General features: G+C 65.9%; 16 protein-coding genes. All 16 read right to left on the bottom strand.

Translation table 11 applies throughout. The features are described 5' to 3' along the window. Window positions 1-42 precede the first annotated feature (42 nt). The gene (locus ACFPB1_RS17835) at window positions 43-573 is read right to left on the bottom strand and encodes a hypothetical protein (protein WP_379227463.1); all 531 of its coding nucleotides are present in this window, start codon (window positions 571-573) and stop codon (window positions 43-45) included. Window positions 574-945: 372 nt separating this feature from the next. Next, a complete protein-coding gene (locus ACFPB1_RS17830) occupies window positions 946-1356 on the bottom strand; it encodes a hypothetical protein (RefSeq protein WP_379227462.1) in 411 nt (136 codons plus the stop codon). A gap of 300 nt (window positions 1357-1656) precedes the next feature. Continuing rightward, on the bottom strand, window positions 1657-3153 hold the full coding sequence (locus ACFPB1_RS17825; protein ID WP_379227461.1) for an FGGY-family carbohydrate kinase: 1497 nt from the start codon (window positions 3151-3153) through the stop codon (window positions 1657-1659). Between the two features lie 149 nt (window positions 3154-3302). Then, complete coding sequence (locus ACFPB1_RS17820; protein WP_379227460.1) at window positions 3303-5420, bottom strand: Sip1-related alpha-galactosidase; 2118 nt, start codon at window positions 5418-5420, stop codon at window positions 3303-3305. Window positions 5421-5462: 42 nt separating this feature from the next. Next, on the bottom strand, window positions 5463-6434 hold the full coding sequence (locus tag ACFPB1_RS17815) for an ROK family protein (RefSeq protein WP_379227459.1): 972 nt from the start codon (window positions 6432-6434) through the stop codon (window positions 5463-5465). Then, window positions 6431-7060, bottom strand: a complete 630-nt coding sequence (locus tag ACFPB1_RS17810) for a D-sedoheptulose-7-phosphate isomerase (RefSeq protein WP_379227458.1) — start codon at window positions 7058-7060, stop codon at window positions 6431-6433. Before ACFPB1_RS17810 ends, ACFPB1_RS17815 begins: the two co-directional genes overlap by 4 nt. A 12-nt stretch (window positions 7061-7072) precedes the next feature. Beyond that, window positions 7073-8449 (bottom strand): four-carbon acid sugar kinase family protein, encoded by a 1377-nt coding sequence (locus ACFPB1_RS17805; RefSeq protein ID WP_379227457.1) that lies wholly within the window; start codon window positions 8447-8449, stop codon window positions 7073-7075. Beyond that, on the bottom strand, window positions 8446-9117 hold the full coding sequence (locus ACFPB1_RS17800) for a class II aldolase/adducin family protein (protein WP_379227456.1): 672 nt from the start codon (window positions 9115-9117) through the stop codon (window positions 8446-8448). Before ACFPB1_RS17800 ends, ACFPB1_RS17805 begins: the two co-directional genes overlap by 4 nt. Continuing rightward, on the bottom strand, window positions 9114-11552 hold the full coding sequence (locus ACFPB1_RS17795; protein WP_379227455.1) for an alpha-mannosidase: 2439 nt from the start codon (window positions 11550-11552) through the stop codon (window positions 9114-9116). Before ACFPB1_RS17795 ends, ACFPB1_RS17800 begins: the two co-directional genes overlap by 4 nt. A gap of 61 nt (window positions 11553-11613) precedes the next feature. Beyond that, complete coding sequence (locus ACFPB1_RS17790) at window positions 11614-12534, bottom strand: class II fructose-bisphosphate aldolase (RefSeq protein ID WP_379227454.1); 921 nt, start codon at window positions 12532-12534, stop codon at window positions 11614-11616. A 46-nt stretch (window positions 12535-12580) separates the two neighbouring features. Then, entirely contained in the window at window positions 12581-13270 is a 690-nt protein-coding gene (locus ACFPB1_RS17785; protein ID WP_379227453.1) for an aspartate/glutamate racemase family protein, read from the bottom strand. An 8-nt stretch (window positions 13271-13278) separates the two neighbouring features. Continuing rightward, complete coding sequence (locus ACFPB1_RS17780; protein ID WP_379227452.1) at window positions 13279-14649, bottom strand: sedoheptulokinase; 1371 nt, start codon at window positions 14647-14649, stop codon at window positions 13279-13281. Between the two features lie 94 nt (window positions 14650-14743). Further along, window positions 14744-16774, bottom strand: coding sequence for a hypothetical protein (locus ACFPB1_RS17775; protein ID WP_379227451.1), 2031 nt, complete (start codon window positions 16772-16774; stop codon window positions 14744-14746). 20 nt (window positions 16775-16794) lie between these two features. Beyond that, window positions 16795-18048, bottom strand: a complete 1254-nt coding sequence (locus tag ACFPB1_RS17770) for an amidohydrolase family protein (protein ID WP_379227450.1) — start codon at window positions 18046-18048, stop codon at window positions 16795-16797. A 69-nt stretch (window positions 18049-18117) separates the two neighbouring features. Beyond that, entirely contained in the window at window positions 18118-19470 is a 1353-nt protein-coding gene (locus ACFPB1_RS17765) for an ABC transporter substrate-binding protein (RefSeq protein ID WP_379227449.1), read from the bottom strand. A gap of 137 nt (window positions 19471-19607) precedes the next feature. Continuing rightward, window positions 19608-20429 carry a carbohydrate ABC transporter permease gene (locus tag ACFPB1_RS17760; RefSeq protein ID WP_379227448.1) on the bottom strand — a complete coding sequence of 274 codons (822 nt, stop codon included), beginning with the start codon at window positions 20427-20429 and terminating at the stop codon, window positions 19608-19610. Between the last annotated feature and the right edge of the window lie 11 nt (window positions 20430-20440).

Here is a 20440-nt window from a genome sequence, read left to right as displayed (position 1 = left end):
GGTCCTTTTTTGCGCCGTGCGGGTCACGGCCGTGCCAGACCCTTAGCGCCGATCCCGCTTGCGCGCCGGACCGGAAGGATTTTTGCCCGCACCTCTGACGATTCCGGCCGAGCGCTCCCAGTTGCGGTACCATTGATCGATCATGCCGTGAATGTTGTAGAACATCGTCGTCCGCGGCGCCTCGTCGAAGTCGTTGAGCGCGGGCTCGCCGAAGAGGCGGGCGGCTTCCTGGTGAATGCACCCGTGCAGGCTCGATGCCTCGATGAAGATGCCCAGCTGGTCCGCCGACGCGAACGACCTCGGATTGTTCAGCACGCGGGCCTCCGCCGCCCGATTGTAGCAGGCCGTGCTGCGGATCGCTTCCGGGACGCTCTGCCAGCCCGCGATCGCCCGCGGGTCGTAGCCCGTCGTGCCGTACCATTGGTAGACCTTGTTGATGAACTGCCGGTGGAAATCGAGGAAGTTCTGTCCGTAGCCCGGGGGAAGCTGCGAGAAGTCGTCGTAGTGGTTCGCATGATGCCAGCGCATATGCTCTTCGAGCAGCGACTGCGGGAAATTCGGAATGATCGGCATACCTGTCCCCTCCCTTTTGCTAACGTTCTGTTCATCAGCATATGCCGGGGGCCCGGCATCGGTTCGCCCAAGCGGCGGTTCCGCGTCCGCGCCTGCCGGGCATGCAGAACAAGAACGGCACGCAGGTCAGCGGGGAAGGAAGTACGATCGATATGCGGGGCCCGGAGAAGGAAGCGCGGCAATCGCGGAGAAGACGGCGAATCCGCGGGGCGGCGAGGAAGCGGCGAAGAAGCAGGAAGCCCGAATCACGAAAGGCCGTTCCGGAGTCGGCCGGCGGGAACGGCCTCTTCGCCGCGCGCCAAAACGCCCCGGGAAGCATCCATGCGGATCTTCCCGGGACATTCCGGCCTGACTGGAGGATCGAGAGGGGAATTAGAATACGTTGTGGCAGTTGCCTTGAGACACGCAAATATCAAACGAGATGCGGACGTCGCAGCAGTTGCCGAACGTGCACGCGATGCGGACGCAGGAAAAGCGGCCTTGGTGGAAGAAACAGACGACTTGGCAGTTAGCGCCGATCAGTTCTTCGACGATCTTGCGGTTTCTGCAGCGGATGGCGCGGACGAGCTTGGCGGCGACGACCGGGTTTTTCAGCTGGCAGAACAGATCGCTTAAGTCGGCTCCAGCCTCTTGAATCCCTTCGACGGCGCCGTCGCGGCGGTTGCAGCAGCCATGGCCCATGCTGGCGGCACCGACCATTTCGTTGGACACCTTCGCTCTACGGCTGGACTTCGACTTCGTGCGGACGGCCTTGACGTTCTTCACTTTAAACTTCGCGGACATTGTAATTCCTCCTTCTCGAGAGCTAATTTACTCTATGTGAAGGGGGACATCCTTGAATAAGACAAGATGCCAATGCCAAGCGCACAAGCTGCAGCGCAGGAAACCCGCGGGGGCGCACGCCTCGCACGGCAGCCGTCCCGCCGCCGGAGCGGCCGGAAACCGCAGCTTCCGGGCGGGTGCGTAATACCGGTGCCCGGTGCGATCCCCGCAAAATGGAGCCGGGGGCCGCGCGTACCGGCGCAAAACGAAAAGCCGCCCGCGGCGACCCGCGGGCGGCCGGACGGCCGCGATATGAAGCGATTACGTTAGGCGTCTATAGCAGGTCGACAGCGGGCCGAGCAGCGTCAGAAACCCCTGCTCGTACAGGCGCGCGTACCGGGCATGGCGCTCGGGATCCGGTTCGTACCGCCGGCTTGCCGGCCGGCGCGCCGCGGCCGACGCTTCCCGGAACGAGCCGTAGACGCCGGAGCCGACGCCGGCGGACAGCGCCGCGCCGAGAAGCGTCGCCTCGGCGGCGCCGGGCACCGTCAGGGCGATGCCCGATACGTCGGCTTTGATCTGCAGCCAGACGCCGTTCTTCGCGCCTCCCCCGACGACGTTCATCCCGCGGATCGGGGCTCCCGCGACCCGTTCCGCCTCGCGGCGCATGAATTCCAGCTGGTAGGCATTGCCCTCGATCGCCGCCTTGAGCAGCTCCGCCCGGCCGTGCTTCGCCGTCAAGCCGACGAACGCGGCCTTAGCCGCCGGGTCGATCAACGGCGCCCCGCTGCCTGCGAGATAAGGGAAATAGAGGATGCCCGTCGGACCGGGTGCCGTTCCTTCCAGCAGCTCCATGATCGCCGCGTACGGCAAGCCGCTGTCCCCGATGACGCCGCGGAGCCATTCGACGGAGCCGCCGGAGGTCGAATGGCCGCCCATCCAGAACATCCGGTCCGGGAACGCGTGCCGGCCGAACGACAGCCCGGAGGCAAAGTCGGCGTCGCTGAGCGCGCGCGCGGGAATCGCGCCGACCAGCGTCTCCGCGGTGCCCATGGAGTTGTAGACGCCGTCCCCGTCCGCCGAGCAGACGAGGGAGGCGGCGACATGGTCGTGGCCCGCGAGGCAGACGGCCGCGCCGCCGTCCAGCCCGAGCCGCGGCGCGATGTCCGGCAAGACCTTGCCGACGGCGCTGCCGGGCGGCACGACGCGCGGGAACCGTTCCGGCCCGAAGCCGAAGTGGCGGATGAACGGCTCGTCCCACTCGCGGCGGTCGATCCGGTACGCGAACGTCCGGGCCGCGAGCGTCTCGTCCTCGGCGACGGCCCCCGTCAGGCGATACGCGAGGTACGCCGAGACCGACAGCCAGACGCCGCTTCCGTCGAACGCCTCCGGGCAATGCTCCCGCATCCAGAGCAGCTTCGGCAGGCCGTACTTGAATGACGCGTGCAGGCCGGTACGGCGGAAATGCGCCTTCGCGTCGATCTCCCCTCTTACCCGCTCCGCCTGCGCGAGAGAGCAGGTTTCGAACCACGGCAGAATCGGCGTGCGCGCCCGGCCGCTCCGCGGATCCAGCAGCAGCCCGCTCTCCGCCATGCTCGTGATGCCGACCGTCCGCACGCGGGGCGAGCCGGCGGCCGCCGTCACGTCGCGGATCATGCCCGCGGCCGCTTCCCACAGCCGCTCGGGATCATACGCGACGGTCCCGGCGGGACCGGACGCCTTGGCGTTCGGCCGCTCCGCCTGCGCGACGGGCGCGCCGTCCTCGCGGAACAGCCCCGCTTTCAGATTGGTAGTGCCGACGTCAATAGCCAGCAACATGCCGGTTCCCTCCTCCTGATCGCAAGCGAACCGGCTATCACATCCAAAGCCGATTCTGCCGGCGACCGCCGCGTCGGCATCGCCCGCACCGGCACCGCCGCGCGCGCGATGTTCAACTTGTTCATCCGTATCGCTCCTCCCGCGTGCCGTTACGCCGTCGCGATCTCGATCCGGACGGCGCGGTCCGGCGAGCCGGCGGCGATCTCGTACGCGCAATCGCCGATCGGCTTGATCGCGGCTTCAACGCCGTCCACGCTCGCGCGCGGCGGCTGCCGCTTGGCGGCGAAGACGAACCGGCCGCCTTCCCGCAGCGTCACGACCGTCTTGCTCTCCGCCGCTTCGCAGCCCGTTACTGCCGCCGACGGGACGTACTTGTCCGCGAGGCCGATCGGCGCGATGCCGCCCGTCACCGGCACGACCGCGTACAGCGCGCAGCCGCCCTCTTCCAGGCGGATCGCTTCGCGCTTGCCCGCCGCGAGGAACGAGCAGCTCTGCGCGAAATGCTCGTACACCGCGAACTCGTCGCCGGCCAGGCCGGGCACGTCGTCCGGGCCGATGAAGCCGTCGACCGGCGCCGCGCCGCGGTGGATATGGAACGCCGCCACGACGCCGGCGCCGCCGGCCGTGTTCCACAGCTTCAGCGGCACCGGCGTCTCGGCCGGGTCGGTCAGCAGGCAGTCCGGCGTCGGATTCGCCGTGCCGTCGCAGCGAATGATCGCGCCGTCGGCGTAGATCAGCGGCCAGACGTTGGCCGGATTCGTGTTGCCCGGCGCGTCGCTGATATAGATCGGGCCGCCGCTGATGGCGCGAAGCACCGCGTTTTGCCTGTCGTCGTGGTTGTTCGTCCAGTACATGTCCCAGTCGCCCCAGTAGAAGGCGCCGTGGTAGTACGAATTGTAGCCGTTCTGCAGCGCGTGCTCCGGGAAGCCCCGCTTCTCCTGCGGCACGAAGTCGTCGCTGTTGCGCGAGACCGCCGATTTCGGGCGGTGCCAAACGTTCTCGGACGCCATGCCCATGCAGTTGATGATTGTGCCGTCGAAGTGCAGCGCGACCGATGCTTCCAGCGCCTCGTGCGCCGCCGCGGTCGCTTCGCCGACGGACCGGCGCTCCTTGAGATAGTTCAGCACGGCGGCTTGGCTGTCCACCTTGACGAAATCAACGCCTTGGCGGCGCAGGAAGCCGTGCCACGCATGCCAGAAGCCGAAGCCCCGGCCCGCTTCGGGATACGGGATCAGGTTGCCGCGCGGCACCCGGTACAGCGACTCGCGGCTCTCGCGCGCGATGGCGCTGTCCTCGTGCACGCCGCCCCAGTAGCCTGCGATCGTATGCCAGACGCCGACGTGGCGGATGCCGAAGCGCTCCTTGAGCGCCGCGACGGTCCGCTTCAGGCCGCCCGGGAATTTGACCGGATCCGCTTCGAAATGCATGAGCTTGCCGTCCTTGATCTCGGACCAGCCGTCGTCGATCATGATCCAGCCGACCGGCAGGCCGAGCTTCCGGAGCTCTTCGGCCTTCTCCAGCAGCCCCGCCTCGTCGACCTTATGGTAGAAGGCATCCCAGCTGCACCAGCCGAGCCGGTCCAGCGGCGCCGGATAGGTCTTCCGCCCACGCGGCAGCGTCGGGTAGTCCAGCGCCTTCAGCGCGGCGTCGACGTTCGCCTGCACGAGCCGGTACGGATCGTCGCCGGCCGACAGCGCGAACGCCAGCGTCTCGCAGCGGCGATGGCCGCTCTCGTAGGCGGACAGCCGCAGCGCGAAGCCGCCATCCGTGCCGGCCGCGTCCGTGCGCCAGACGGCGCCGGTCACCGGCAGCAGGTGGCGGTAACCGCCGGCCGACCGCCAAAGGATCGACTGCGTCCGCCCCGGCAGCCGCGCCGGATCGGCGTCGAAATGCGGCCGCGTCCACCAGTCCTTGTGCTGGTAGTTCGCCATCAGCCCTTCGATCGGCTCCGACGGCCGGACCGTCACGACAATCGCGTGCTCCACCGCGAACGTGCGCTGCGGGCCGAAATCGTTGTCGTTCGCCGTCTCCGCGCTCACGCTCGCCAGCGCGGTGCCGTCCTCCAGCACCTCGACGCGAACCGAAGCGCGCACCGTGTCCGCCTCGTTGGCGTACCGGTAGATCCCCACGCTTCCCGCCGCGTCCGGTTCGAAGCCCCGCGGCGCCAGCGACTCTTGCTCCCGCCCGTCCAGCTTGACCGCGACCTCGAACGGCCCGAACGCGGCCGATGACGCGCGAAAGGCGCCCTTCTCGTTGAATGCAAACATGTCTCCCCGCTCCTCCCGCGAACTATCCGTGAATGATTTCGTTTATCCCAGCGCGTGCAGCGCCACCGAAAGGCTGGCCGCGTCGCCGACGTGCTCGCCGAGCCCCGAAGGCACGATCTCGCAGGCCGACAGCGAGAGCGGCAGCGCCTCGTGCGCCAGCTCCTCCATGACGATCGGGCGCAGAAGCGCCTCCTGCCGCGCGTAAATGCTGCCGATGACGATGCGCTCGGGATTGAGCACGTCGATCAGGAGCGCCAACCCTCTGCCGAGCTTGCGCCCGACGATGCCGACGACCTCAAGCGCCAGCGCATCGCCATCGTGCGCGGCGTCGAACACCGCTTTGGCCGTAATGCCGTCCAGCCCCGCGGCGTCCGGACAGATCGCGGTCGCGCCGCCTTCTTGCAGCCGCCGCTCGGCCATCGCCCGTCCCAGCCGCGCAATGCCGCCGCCGCTGCAGAACCCTTCGAACGAGCCCGCTTTCCCGTAGCCGACGGGGCCGTCTTCCTCGAGCCGCATATGGCCGACCTCGCCCGCCATATCGGAGATGCCCGCGTACAGCCGGCCTTCGAGGATCAGCCCGGCGCCCATGCCCGTCCCGAACGTCAGGAAGACCAGGTTCGAGACGCCGTTGCCCGCGCCCCATTTCCACTCGGCCAGCGCGCAGGCGTTGGCGTCGTTCTGCAGGGCGACGGGCACGCCGAACCGCTCGCGCAGCGGCGAGACGACGTCGATGCCGTCCCAGCCCGGCAGGTTCGGCGGCGACAGCACGAGGCCGCGGCGGCTGTCGAGCGGCCCGCCGCAGCTGATGCCGATCGCCCGCAGCGGCCCCGCGTCCTTCGCGTCCGCCAGCAGCGCTTCCATCGCTTCGCCGAAGCGCCGGATCGTCTCCTCCGGCGTCGGCGGCGTCGGGAAGGCGCGCTTGGCCGCGATCTCGACCTTGCCGTCCGCGGCGATGCCGAGGACGGCCGCGCATTTCGTCCCGCCGATATCGAATCCGCCCAGCAGCATGCTCATCCGAAGAACGCCTCCTCGAGCATCATGCATAAGGCGTGATAGATCGGCAGATGGCGCTCCTGAATGTCCGGCGTGCCCGCGTACGGCACCCGGATCGTGACGTCGCACAGCTCCTTCAGCCGGCCGCCGCCTTGGCCGGTCAGGCCGATCGTGGCCATGCCGAGCGACTTCGCCACCTGCACGGCGCGGACGACGTTGGCCGAATTTCCCGACGTGCTGAACACGACGAGCGCGTCCTCCGGCCGGCCGTAGCCGTACACCTGCTGCGCGAACACCATGTCCGCGGCCACGTCGTTGATGTACGCCGTCGCGAGCGCGCTCTGGCTGACGAGCGAGATCGCGGGCAGCGCGCCCTGCAGCCGGTCGGCGATGTACGCCCCTTCCTCGCCGTGGACGAGCATTTTCTCGCGCTCCGATGCCGGCAGCTTCCGCGGCGACATGAAGCCCTTCATCAGCTCGCCGACGACGTGCTCGCAATCCGCGGCGCTGCCGCCGTTGCCGGCCAGCAGCATTTTGCCGCCCTTGCGGAACGAGGCCTCCATCGCCTCGAACGCCTGCCGGATCGCGTCCCGGCACGGCTCCAAATCGGGATATTTCGCAAAAAGTCCGTTGAATACGTCGCTCACCGCAACCACTCCCTATTCAATATCGTCACCGAGCCGCTTCAGGTGCTCGATCGCCTTGACGAAAAACGTTTCGCTGCCGAAGCTGCCGGATTTCAGCACGAGCCGGTACGGCGTCCCCCCGAGCGCGAGGCAGGAGGGCAGCCCGGGCTCGATCTCCCGTAGCAGCCGGAGTCCGCGGACACCGAGGGCGCCGCATACCGCCGCCGACGTCTCCCCGCCCGCGATCAGCAGGCTGCGCTGGCCGGTCCGCTCCGCAACCGCCGCCACGACGGACGACAGCGCGCCGGATACGACGCGCGAGATGTCCGTGTTGCCGCTGCCGAGCGCCCGTGCAAGCGTTTTCGTCGCCGTGACCTTCTCCGGCTCATTCGACGCGTGCACCACCACGTCGCGTCCCGCGCGCAGCTCCGCGCAGGCGAGGGCGATCAGCGCCTCGAGGTGCGCGTCCCTCTCTGCCGGCCGCAGCAGCACGAGCGAATCGAGCTCGAGCGCCGCGACGCCGCTTCGCTTCGCGTACGCGAGCTGCGCCGCCGTCTGCGGCATCAGGCTGCCCGCGGCGCACAGCACGGCGCCCGGCGCAACTTGCCCCTCGCCGGCCGCGGCGCCGGGCGTATCCGTGCTTTTGCCGCTTGGCCCGCCTTCGCCGCTCGTTCCGCCTTGCCCGCCGCCGGCCGCGGACGCCCGCTCCGCCGCGAGCAGGAGCGCCGACTCCTCCGACAGCGCCGAGCTGCCGCACAGAATCGGCTCCTCCTTCGCCGCTTCGGCGATGATGCGCAGCGATGCCTGGTCGCGCACGTCGAGAATCAGGTACGCGCAAAGCGTCCGCATCCGCTCGATCTCGGCGCGGAGCGCCTCCGGCCCCCGCTCGACCGCGTCTATCGTCAGCAGGGCGACCTTCCGCTCCGTCTGCTTTTGCAAAATATCAATCAGGTTCGACTCCGTCATCGGATGGACGGGATCGCGCCGGAATTCCGACTCCTCCAGCAGCTTGCCGTGCACGTAATGCACGCCGCCGAGCGTCGTCCGGCCGTTCTTCGGAAAGCCGAGCACCACGACGGCGAATTCGGCGCCGAGCGTATCCAGCATGGCGTCGAACTCCGGTCCGACGTTGCCGCGGAAGACGGAGCATGTCTTGTTGACGAACCGGGCGCAGCCGGCCTCCCGTAGCGCGCGCGCCGCCTTCGCGGCTTTCGCGTACGCTTCCTCCGGGCGGTCGAGCCGCGAGTTGGTATCGATCACGAGCACGTCCGGCCGGTCCTTGGCGACCGCGCCCGGGTCCCATGCTTCGAGCGGATAGACGTCCGTGCGCAGCCCCGCTTTTGCGTACATGATGCCGATGTCGTTCGCGCCCGTGATGTCGTCCGCGACGATGCCGATCATCCCGCTCATCCTTCCCACTTCCTTCTCGGCCGGTAGCCGGAATTCTCCAGGAAATCGCTTTCGATCGTCTTCGGCAGCCGGTTCAGCCCGATGCCCGCGCCCAGTGCCTCGACGATCATCCGGCAGGCCATCTCCAGCGTCTGCAGCGCCATCCGCGCTTCCTTAACGTTCGAATCGTACACCAGCACGCCGTGGTTCTCGAGCAGCAGCACGTTGGCCGACTTCGCCTTGGCCCGCACCGCTTCGCCGAGCGCCGCCGAGCCGGGATGATGGTAGCCGACGCGCTCGATCCGCTCGAGGTAATACATCGTCTCGACGAACAAGCCCGACGATACCGGCTCTGACGCGCACGCGAACAGCGTGCTGTAGAACGGTGACGCGTGCAGCACGGCGCCGATGTCGGGCCGCTCCTCGTAGACCGCGGCGTGCATCGGCACTTCCTTGGACGGCTTCTTGCCCGTCCCCGGAATCGCGTCCGCGCCGCCGGAGGTGAGCGAGCAGACGGCAAAATCGTCTTGGCCGAGCTCTCCCAGGAACGTCCCCGTCGCGGTGATCAGGAAGCTGCCGTCGCCGAGCCGCGCGCTGATGTTGCCCGCGTTGCCCCACGCCAGCCCGTTGTCCATCATGTACTTGCCCGCCGCGCGCAGCTCCGCGGCCGTCTCCTCCCGCCGCGTCATGCTTTCGCGAGCTCCCATTCCAGCATGCTCGTCTCCGTGACGGCCGCCTCGGCGTTCGCCGGGACGCGGAACGTCTTGATCTCCGACGGCTTGAAGTCGGCACGGATGACCCGGTTCCACTTCGGCAGCCGGATCTCGGCGGACGTCGCCCGCTTGGCCGTCTCGTAGCAGCGGACGATCAGGTCGTCGTTGTCCTCGGCCTTCTTGACCGCGCTCACGATGATGTTGTCGTGATCGACGTTGACGAACGAATCCGTCTGCGGCAGCTTGCCCTCGTGGAACGTCTCGATGACCGCCACCGGCTTGCAGTTCAGTTCGGCCGCGCGGCGCGCCGTCCCTGCCTGCTCCCACGTGCCTTGGTGCGGCAGCAGGGAGTAATTGAAGTGCTGGATGCCTTGGTCGATGAACGAATATTCGCCGTTCGGATCCGGCTCGTACGGCACGTGATGCGCGTAGATCGGGCTGCGCAGCACCGTCAGCGCCATTTCCTTCGCGTGCATGCTGTAGCTGTACTTGGCGTCGTTCATCAGGCTGAGGCCGTACACGTCATTCGTCTCCTGCACGATGCCCGTGTAGTCGACCCAGTTTTGGCCCGGCTCTTCTTCGCCGTTATGCTCTCTCTCGATGGTACCATATGGAATTTCATAGGTTTGTTTGCTGAAAATAACGTTGACCGGAAACACGAGCTTCAGCATCTTGAACTTCTCGCGCCAGTCGACGGTCACGCTGACGTCGATCTGCTTGCTGCCCGGGTACATGGCGAAGTCCTGCACCAGCTTGGAGCTGCCGTACTCGCTGACGACGCGGACGACGGATTTGACCGGCCCGTGTTCGATGCGGAGCACCTTCGCCGCACTGAACGTCTCCGACGGCCCGTTGAAGTGCAGCACGTCGTGGCTCCACGTGTCCGACTTGTCTTCGATGACGACCGGACGGGCGCCGTCCTTCATAACCTCGAAGTTCAGCTCTTTGTCCTTCAGGCTCTTGATGAAGCCGGTCTGCTTATCGAACTCCAGGCGCAGCAGGCCGTTCTCCAGCACGAGATCGCTGGCCGATATCGGCTCGCCGATCGGCTTCAGCGACGCGGACTCCTTCACGAGCTTGTACGTGCGGTAGCCGAGCGGCGGCAGGTCCGCCATGAAGCTGAGCCGGTAGCGGCCGCGCGCGGACGCCTGCGACTTCACCGTCTGGAACGGCACCGGCTTGCCGGTCTCGTCGAGCAGCACGCTCGCGTCCTTCATGCCGCCGACCTCGAGCTCCACGTTGACGCGGCTCTGCCACGCGTGCGGGTTGAAGACGACGATCGGGTGCATGGACTCGTCCTGCTCGATGCCGATGTTCCACGACAGCGATTGGACGGCGTAGTTGAGCGAGCGGTCGGCGATCGCCATTGCCTCGCCGAACAGGTAGCGCGCGTCGTCGTACGCCGCTTCCAGGCTCGTCCCGGCCAGGATGTCGTGGAACTGGTTGAACAGCACGTTCTTCCACGCGCGGCTCAGATCGGCCTGCGGATACGGCTGGCCGGTGATCCACGACGCGAGCGCCGAGAATTTCTCCGCGGCGATCAGCCGGTTCTCCGCCTGGCGGTTCCACTGCTTGATGCCGGAATGCGCCGCGTAGCAGCCGCTCGCGTGATGCTGCAGGTCGTCGTGCACGACCGGGAACGCCAGGCCGGATTCGACCATGTCCTCGAAATAGCGGTCCGGCGTCGCGAATTCAAGCTTCGGCAGGCCGGCTTCCCCGTTCATCCGGCGGATGCTGGCGATGTTCTCCTTCGTCGGGCCGCCGCCGTGATTGCCGACGCCGTAGAACAGCATCAGGTCGTTCAGCGGCTCTTTGAATTCGCCGAGGCAGCGGCGGACGTGGTTTTCCAGGTCCTTGCCCCACGACAGGTATTCGTACATGATGCGGAACGTCAGCACCTTCGAGCCGTCGTCGGACTGCCACCAGAATGTGCGGCCCGGCAGGCCTTTCTCGTTCGGCATCGGGCGCATCATGACGTAGTAGTCCATGCCGCTCTTCTTCAGGATCTGCGGCAGCATGCCGTTATGCCCGAAGCTGTCGACGTTGTAGCCGACCTTGGCGGTCACGCCGAGCTTTTCCTTGAAGTAGCGCTGGCCGTACAGGCCTTGGCGGACGAACGATTCGCCGCTCGGAATGTTGCAGTCGGGCTGGATCCACCAGCCGCCGACGATGTTCCAGCGTCCCTCGGACACGCGCGCCCGAATCTCCTCGAACATGCTCGGGTCGTTGTTCTCGATCCATTCGTACATGGCGGCCGAGCTCGAGGTGAAGATGAAATCCTCCGATTCCTTCATCCGGTCGAGGGCGGAGCGGAACGTCGCTTTCGCTTCCTGGAAGCCCTCCTGCCACTGCCACAGCCATACCGGGTCCAGATGCGCATTGCCGATCATATACAGCTTCTTGTCTTTCATCGTTGAATTCAGCTCCTATCCGAACGTATTGGGCGATTCATAGAGCAGCCGCGCGGCTAGCTTACAGGCGGAAACGGTCCGCATGGCCGGCGCTGCAGACGAAGTGTTGCATTTTATCGATGACGGTGCCTTTGACCGCGCCGCGGCCGAGCGCCAGCCGTTCCGGCGAGAGCGACCGGCACTCGACGTTCGACATCCGCTCTTCGCGGCCGAGCGCCGCGAGCAGCGACAGCTCGAGGTCGGTGGCGATGTTGACCTTGCTCACGCCGCCGCCCGGCAGGCGGAACGCGTGCTGCATCATCTCCGCCGGCACGCCGGAGCCGCCGTGGAGAACGAGATGGACCGGTGTCAGGGCGCGGATGGCCGACAGGCGGTCATAGTCGATTTTCGGCTGCTTCACGTTGTAGACGCCGTGCGCCGTGCCGCACGAGACGGCCAGCGCGTCGACGCCGGTCAGGCGGACGAATTCCGCCGCTTCCCGCGGGTCGGTGTACAGCTCCTCATCCTTGTCGGTCTCGACGAAGTCCGTCGTGCCGATCATGCCGAGCTCCGCTTCGACCGAGACGCCCTTCGCGTGCGCGTAGTCGACGACTTCCTTGCTGTCCTTCACGTTGCCGTCGAACGGCTTCTCGGAGGCGTCGATCATGACGGACGTGAAGCCCGCGTCGATCGCCTCGGCGATCGTGCCCAGCTCCTTCGTGTGGTCCAGGTGGAGCACGACGGGCACCGTGACGTTCAGCTCGCCGAGCTGGCAGTAGAATTCCTCGCCGAATTCCGCCGGCGTAATGCCGTAGCGGATCAGCTCCTTGTGCGAGATTTGCGCGATCAGGGGCGAATTCGCCTCTTGGCCGGCCTGCAGCACGGCCGCGATCATCGGCGTGTACCGCGGCGAGAACGAACCGATCGCGAACCGGCCCGCCTCGGCGAACTCCAGCGCGCGCTTGAGCGTGATGACGTTTTGAGGCTTCGTTTGATTAGACATATAAGATTGCTCTCCTCTCCGGTATCGCGTTTCTTGTCTCTGCTTGTTAACGCGCGCGGGCCAGCGTATCCCGCACGCGGTTCATGCCCGGCTCCGGGCTTGTCAGGAAGCGCGCCCGCTCTGCCGGCGCGAACCGTTCGACGACCCGGGCCATCGACGCCTGCGCCAGTACGACGAGCTCCGTGTCCGCCGCCAGCTTGCGCAGCGCCTCCGCCAGCTCGTTGTCGTGGCCGTCCTTGTCCCCCGCCAGCAGCAGCTGGTAGGCGGTTGAGGCGACGACCGGCACGAGCTCGACCTCGCGGCCGGCCTCCTCCGCCTTGGCGCGCAGCTGCCGCTGCGTCGGCACGAGCGTCGTCGCCAGCGTCGCGGCGACGCCGATGCGCGCCGCGCGGCTCACGGCGTACTCCGCCACGGCCTCGTCGATGCGCACGATCGGCACGCCGATCTCCGGCTGTACCTGCGCGCACAGCTCGCCGATCGACGAGCAGGCGTTCAGGATGCAATCCGCGCCGAGCTGCTCGGCGATCCGGGCGTAGTCGCTCCAGCGGCCGCGCACCTCTTCGATGCGCGCGCCGTTCGCCGCCAGCTGCGGCAGCACCGAGTCGTCGACGAGGTTGACGACGTCTAGGCCGGGCATCAGCGACAGCGCAAGCCCCTTCAGCGGCTCTACCGTCAATGGCGTCGTGTGGATAATGGCCAGCTTGCGGCTGGACCAATCGGTTCTGCTCTCTCCCATGCGTTCGATCATCCCTTCTTCATCGCGGCCATGGCCGCGCTCAAATCCGGATACGCGCCCGAGGCCGACGCGGCGTACACCGCGGCCCCGAACGCGGCCTCCTCTTGCGTCTCCGCCAGCCGCAGCGGCAGGTTCAGATGCTCCCGCAGCAGCCGCTGCAGGACGGGATTGCGGCGGATGCCGTTGCCGGATCCGGCCGCGCCCGTCACGCCGCCGAGCAGCCGTCCCGGCAGCAGGTGGACGTAGCCCAGCAGCTCGTCGACGATGCCGCCGAGCACGCCCGCGGCGAAATGGCCGGGCGTGAAGTTGGCCGGGCCGATGCCAGCCACGTGGCCGAGCACGAGCGGATCGTGGCGCGTGCCGTAGAACTGCGTGCCGAACCGGAGCTGCCCGAGCCCGTCGTCCAGCGCCTCGCTGGCAAGGGCGTTCATCCGCTCGTAGATGTCCGCGTCGTCCAGGTTGACGTCCGCGAACGCGCGGCACGCCGCCTTGAAGAACCGCTCCAGCAGCGCGTACGACTTGCCGCCGCTGAGCGGCGCGCCGACGAGCAGGAAGCCGCCGCCCGGGAATGGACGCGTCTCCAGCCCGGGCACTTCCTCCACCCGCGGAACGTACACCGACATCTGCGAGCCCGTGCCGACGTTGACGAGCAGCGTCCCTTCCAGCCGCGGCACAGCGCCGACGAAGCTCGCCTGGTTATCGCCGATGGCGCAGGCGACGGGCTTGCCGTCCGGCGTCGTCCCGAGGATCCGGTCGCCCTTGCAGACTGGGGGCAGCAGCGACGCGTCGATGCCGGCGCGCGCGAGCGCCGACAGGTCGAAGGCCAGCAGCCGGTTCGAGAACAACCCGAGGCCTGCCGCGTTCGAGGCGTCCATGCGCGGCACGGCCGCCCCCGTCAGCCGCATGGCGACGTAGTCGCCGATCGTGCATAGATAAGCCGCGTCCTTCGGCACTTCGCCGTTTAGCTGGTTATAATAGTGGGTCGCGAGCCCGAAGCCGGCGCTTACCGCATGGCCGGACAACCGGCCGAGCCGCTCGGCGTACGTGCCTTCGCCGCGCGCCGTCGACAGATCGGCCCGGCCGTCCTGCCACGTATAGAGCGGGCTGACGCTGCGGCCTTCCCGGTCCACGTACAGCACGCCGTGCATCTGACAGGAGATGCCGACCGCGGCCGCCTCGTCCCAGTATGGCGCGCTGTCCGCGATCAGCTCGCGGACGAGCGCGACGATGCGTTCCGGCTCCTGCGCATGCTCCCAGCTACGTTCGCTCGGCAGGGAGGCGTCGTTCGCTTTCGTCGCGACGCTGAACGTCTCTCCCGCGTCCGTGGCGATGACGAGCGCGATGGATGTGGTGCCGATATCGATTCCTGCTACTTGCACGATACGATAGACCTCCGTTCGGGATTGGATCTTGCCTTGCTGCCTGGCTGCTTGCCGCCCTCCGTGCTCGGCTTCCGGCTGGCAGGACCCGACGCTACAGCTTCAAGTCCTCGGCGTATGCCTGCGCCTCCTGGGCGGCGTACAGGATGAGCCCGACGCACCACGAATGCGACAGCGTCAGCATCATGCCCTTCGGCTGGAAGCAGTTCGTGTTGTAGAACCGCTCGGTGACCATGCCCTTGTAGGCGTTGAAGTCGCCGTCCTCCCGGGCGATGAACTGCAGGAAGCAGGCGATGTGGTCGCGGGTCCGGTCGAGGTAGTACGCGTCCTTCGTGTACGTCCATAGCCGCAGCATCTCCGGCACGCAGAACAAGCCGTAGTTATGCAAATGCTGGTTGGACGTCGACGCCTGGTCGGCGCCCCGCGAGCGGAAATCGTACTGCGCGAGCAGCGTATGGCGCGGGAACGCCAGGTTGTACGTCCAGCGGAACGTCATCATCCAGTCCGCCGCGCTCGCGGCCAGCGCCAGCCATTGCGGGTCGCGATCGTGCTCGTACAGATGAACGTACGAGGCGACCGCGTTGTACGCGTCCTCGGACGTCGGCGTCAGGTGCACGTCCTCCGGCGCGCCGTAGATATACTCGTCGCGGACGAACCTGCTATAATAGCCGCCGGCCAGCACGGCCGCTTCCGCGTAGCGCGCCTTGCCAAAATAGGATGCCCCCGCCAGCAGCGCGGCAATCCACAGCAAGCCGCCGGCGCCGTCCCATTCTTCCACGTCGCCGCTTTGGCAGTTGTAATACGAGCCGAAGTTGCCGTCTCCCCGCTGCCGGGACGCCGCGAAGTCCAGGTTGGACCGCACCGCCGTCTCCCAAGCGGGATGCGTCTCGCCGCGCTCCCGTTCGAACGCGAGCGCGCGCGTCATGAACAGCGTCGCCTCCGCGATCGTACGGGCCTGCAGCCAGTCGGACTTCGGGTTCCAGCCGGCGGTCCAGCCTTTGCCCGCGACCCACGACGCCCAGAAGATGCCGCTCGGCGAGAGGCCTCCGGCGATCTTGTCGAGCACCGCGGCGCCGGCCGACGCGTAGTCCGCCACGCCCTTCCGCCGGCCGTAGGCGAGCAGCGCGTATGCGTACGGCGCCCCGCTGACCCAGCCGACATGCATATGGGGACGGTCGCCCATCCCTTTGACGTTGTGATTAAACTCGCGGTCGAACGCCGCCGTCTCGTTCAAGATTCCTTCTTCGGGATCGTAATGCCACGTGTAGAGGCCGTGCGCCGTCAGCTCCGCCGCCTGCTCCAGCCCCATCCACGGGTTCAGTCCGTGCTCCGCCGCGTCCAACCGGTACATCCGGCGCACGAACGGATCGTAGGCATGCGGATCCGCGTCCGCGGCGTATGCGTGCAGCTTCAGCGTCACCGCTTGCCCCGGCGCGAACGTCGCGACGGCGACGTCCGCCGGCCGCGGCACCGCGTCGCCGACGAAGGTGACCGGCGTCTCGCGGTACGGGAAGTCGAGCCAGATCGCCGTGCCCGATTCGTTGCCGCGGAAGCCGAGGCCCGTGAGGCCGAGCTCCGACGTCTCCCCGGTACAAAGCGCGCCGCACATGCCGTCGTTCCAGGCGAATACCGCCGGCAGCGCCGCGCGGTCCGAACGGAACGACCACTGGTCGGACACCATCTTGCCGGGGTCGCCGCCCTGGTAGTCATAGCGCGGATACATGCGCAGGTTTTTCTCGAAGCGATTCTCCTTGTAGAATGCGCCCGGGATCATCCAGTCCGGGCGGCCCGGGCCGAGCAGCTCGCAGCCGAACGTCAGCCCGAACGCGCCCGGCGCTTCGCCTGTATAGACGAACCGCAGCGTCACGTCGTACACGCCGCACGCGTCGGCGGCGGCCGTCCAAACCGCCTCCGCCTCGTACAGCTCCGTCGCGCCCGTCATCCGCAGGCCGCCGCATCCGTCCTCGGCGATCTCGCCGATCGGCAGCTCGCCGATCTCGCGGCCCTCGGCGTCCCGCACGGCGAGCAGTCGGCCGAACCGCATGCAGCTCCCGCCGTCCTCGCCGCCGGGCGCGAACACCAGCAGTTCGCGGCCGCCGGCGCTCCATTCCGTCTTCCAACCCACGTCCATCCCCGTCCTTTCGCTTACAGGTCAAGCCGGTACAGCTCGATCAGATTGTCGCGGAAGATCCGGTCCGCGAAGCGCATCGCGTCCTTCTCTTTCAACGCGCCCTCGGCGATCTTCTCCGCCAGGGCGTCCGCGACGATGCTCCGCGCTAGCTTCTGGTGCGCGTACGTGCCTTCGACGTAGTTATAGTCGCCGCCGAAGCCTTGGATTTTCGTCTGCGGCACCATTTCGATCATTTGGTGCAAAATCCCTTTCGCCGCCGTCGGCGAAATGATGTAGGTCCACGTAAAATCCGCGTACACGTTCGGATAGTTCTTGGCGATGCTGAGGTACGCCTCGTGATACGGGAAGCCGCAGTGCAGCAGCACGAACTTCGCGTCCTGGTATTCCGCCAGCAGCGGGAGCAGGAGCGACGCGTTGGAATTCGGGATCAGGTTCCCGTTGCCCGACACGCTCGTCTCGTAATGCCCCGTGTGAATCTGGATCGGCAGCCCGTACGCGGCGGAACGCTGGATGATGAAATGAATGAGGTAATCCTGCAGCGGCTCCGACTCCGCCTGCGACAGCCCGTCCTCGAGCGTCCGGCCGATCAGCCGGTTGAACACCGCTTCGGCTTCCTGGAAGGTCGGCTTCGCGCTGGCCAGCGAGCGCCAGTAGGCGTGGCCGAGCTTCGTCGCCACCATGCCTTCGGATTTGAATCTATGCAATAAGGCATCCACCGCGTCCAGATAGGCCGGGAACGTATGTACGTTCGCGCCGGCGCTGCGTTCTACGTCGCGGATATCCTTTCGATTTCGCAATTTGAAGGCGAAGTCCATGAACATGATCGGGCGGAACCGTTCATAGTCCAGCTTCGTCGTCTGAATGAGCGTGAACGCCAGGTCGATGCCCGATTTCTCGTACAGCACCTTGTCGTACCAGCCCGGATCGTGCGTGGCCGCTTTGACTTTCTCGTTGGCCGCCAGGATACCGGGAACGCTCCAATCGTGAAATCCGTACAAATCCTCCATCGCGGTCCGGAACATCCGCGCGTACGTCGTGTTGCTCGTCCGTTCCCAGTGCTTCAGGAACGTTGCCGCCCGCTCTTCGTCGGTACCGGCTTGCCGGCCCAGCGCGCCGCGCGCCATGCCGGCCGTAATCAGGTCGGAGTCCAAATAATGCATCAGCGAGAAAAAGTCCTGGTTCTCGTGCTTGCGGATTAGCGGGGTCGCCAGATGTTCATGTCCGTCGATGATCCGAAGTTGGCTTACGTATTCATGAATGCTGCTCATCGGGCCGATTCTCCTTCCAAAAATGGACGACTGCTTCCCGGGAGAAGCAGCCGCGCCTTGTGCAGTCGATTAGTCTACGTTCAGTTCGGGGAACGTGTTTTTCACTTCTTTCTTGAACGCGCTCACGACGTCGTCGAAGCTCTTGTTGTTCGTGACGCCGTCGCCCGCGGCTTTTCTCCACTTGCTGAGGATGTCCTCGCCGTACTTGTCGGCTTTGATCGCCGGCATTTGCTTGACGGACTCATAATACGGCTTCAGGATGTTCTGATCGCCGAAGAACGCGGATTTGTACATCTCGAGGTTCGTTTCATACACCTTGCCGTTGCCCGGCATATTGCCCGTCTTCTCGAGGTTGTGCTGCTGCCATTCTTCGCCGGCGATGTACTTGATGAATTCGTACGCCAGATCCTTGTTGTCCGATTTGTCGTAGATGCCGCGGTACGTGCCGCCGACGTAGAAGCCCTCCGGCGTTTTGGTGACGCCGAATTTGCCGTTCGCCTTGTTGTCCTTGTTGTCGATCATGAAGCCGGCCCATGCCGGCATCGACGTCAGGACGACGCTGCCGTCGTTCAGCGCGTTGCCCCAGCCCGCCGACATGAACGGAAGCTTGGCGTCGACGTTGTTTTGACGGATTTTCAGCTGCGTGTCGTAGACCGTCTGCCACTTCGGATCGATGTTCAGCTTGCCGTCCTTGACCCACGGCTCCGTGTTGTACGCTTCGATGTCGAACAGGTCGCCGGCATTTTGGATCAGATGTTCTTTGCCGCCGCTGTCCGCCGCGACTTTTTTGCCGAGCTCGACGATTTTATCCCACGAGCTGACCATGTCGCTGATTTTGTCCGGGTCGTCCGTGCCGAGGTATTTCGCCGCTACGTCCTTCTGGTACCAGAAGCCGCCCGGCGACGAATGGTCGGAGATCGCGCGCAGCTTGCCGTCGCTCGAACGCCCCAGCTCTTGTACGTATGGAATGTAGTCCTTCACCAGGTCGTCGCCGCCCATCGCGGACAGGTCGGTCAGGAATTTGGAGTCGATGAATTTGCCGATGTAGCCGCGCTCGAGGTCGAAGATATCGGGCACGTCTCTGCCGGATTGCAGCGCCGTCAGCAGCTTCGTCTGGTATTGGTCGCCCGGGAACATTTTGACATCAATCGTCACGCCCGGGTTTTTCGCATGGAACTGGTCGGCCATGTCCTTGACTTGGTCGAAGAACGTCCAGATGACGAGCTTGCCGGACAGCTCCTGCGTGCCGCCGTTGCCGCCGTTCGCCGCACCCGCGTTCGTGCCGCCATTGTCCGCCGCGCCGCCGTTCGCTTCGCCCCCCGCGTTGCCGCCGTTATTGCCGTTGCCGCTGCCGCAGCCCGCGAGCAGGCCGGCAGCCAGTACGACCGATGTCGTCATCGTCAGCCATTTTTTCGTTTTCAAAACCGATCTCCCCTTTTCATGGTTGTCTTGAGACGTTTGAAATGCGTGCCATGCGTACCCCTTGATTGCGTTCCTGACCGTTCCGGTCATGCTTGCCGATCGGCGGCACCACCTCTTTCGCTGGAATTCGGTTCGGATCAGCCTTTGACCGCGCCGGCCGCGACGCCGTCGATGATCCGCTTCGACATGAACGAGAAGAACACGAGCACCGGCACGACGGAGATGACAATGCCGACGTATTGCGCGCCGAAATCGGAGGTGAACTGCGACTTCAGGCTCGCGATCATGACGGGAAGCGTTTGCAGATTGTTATCGAACAGGATGATCATCGGGGTCAGGAAGTCGTTCCATTTGCCGATGAAGGCGAAGATGCCCAAGGTCGCCAGCGCCGGGCTCATGATCGGCAGCACGATCCGGTTAAAGATCTGCAGCTCGCCGTAACCGTCCATCCGGCCCGATTCGATGACTTCCGTCGGCACCGACGAATCCGCGAACTGGCGCATCAGGAAGATCCCGAAGGCATTGTGGATCGCCGGCAGAATCAGCGGCCAGTAGGTGTTGAGCATGTTCATGGTATCCATCAGCTTGTAGAAGCCGATGATGCCGAGCTGGCCCGGAATCATCATCGTACCGAGCACGAACAGGAACAAGAAGCCGCGGTACTTGAAGTTGTATTTCGAGAACCCGTAGCCGGCGAGCGCCGCGAAATAGACGTTGATGATCGTCGAGACGACCGTCAGGAACACCGTATTGCCGAATCCGCGCCAGATGTTGACCGTGTCCTTCAACCGGTTGTAATTGTCGATGAATTGATCGCCCGGGATGAGCAGCAGCTTCCGCGCGATATCCGAGTTCGTGTGCGTCGACGTGATGATCATGCTGTAGAACGGAATCAGGCAGGTCGCCGCCACGGCGATCAGAAACAGGTACAGGATTCCTCTTGTGATGGCTTTAGCCATGTGCTTCGCCT

The organism is Paenibacillus sp. GCM10023250, assembly GCF_042653205.1.
In the GTDB taxonomy this organism is placed as follows: Bacteria; Bacillota; Bacilli; order Paenibacillales; family Paenibacillaceae; genus Paenibacillus_Z.
The sequence above is the reverse complement of the archived record's forward strand: the minus strand, read 5'-3'. Positions and strand labels throughout refer to the sequence as shown.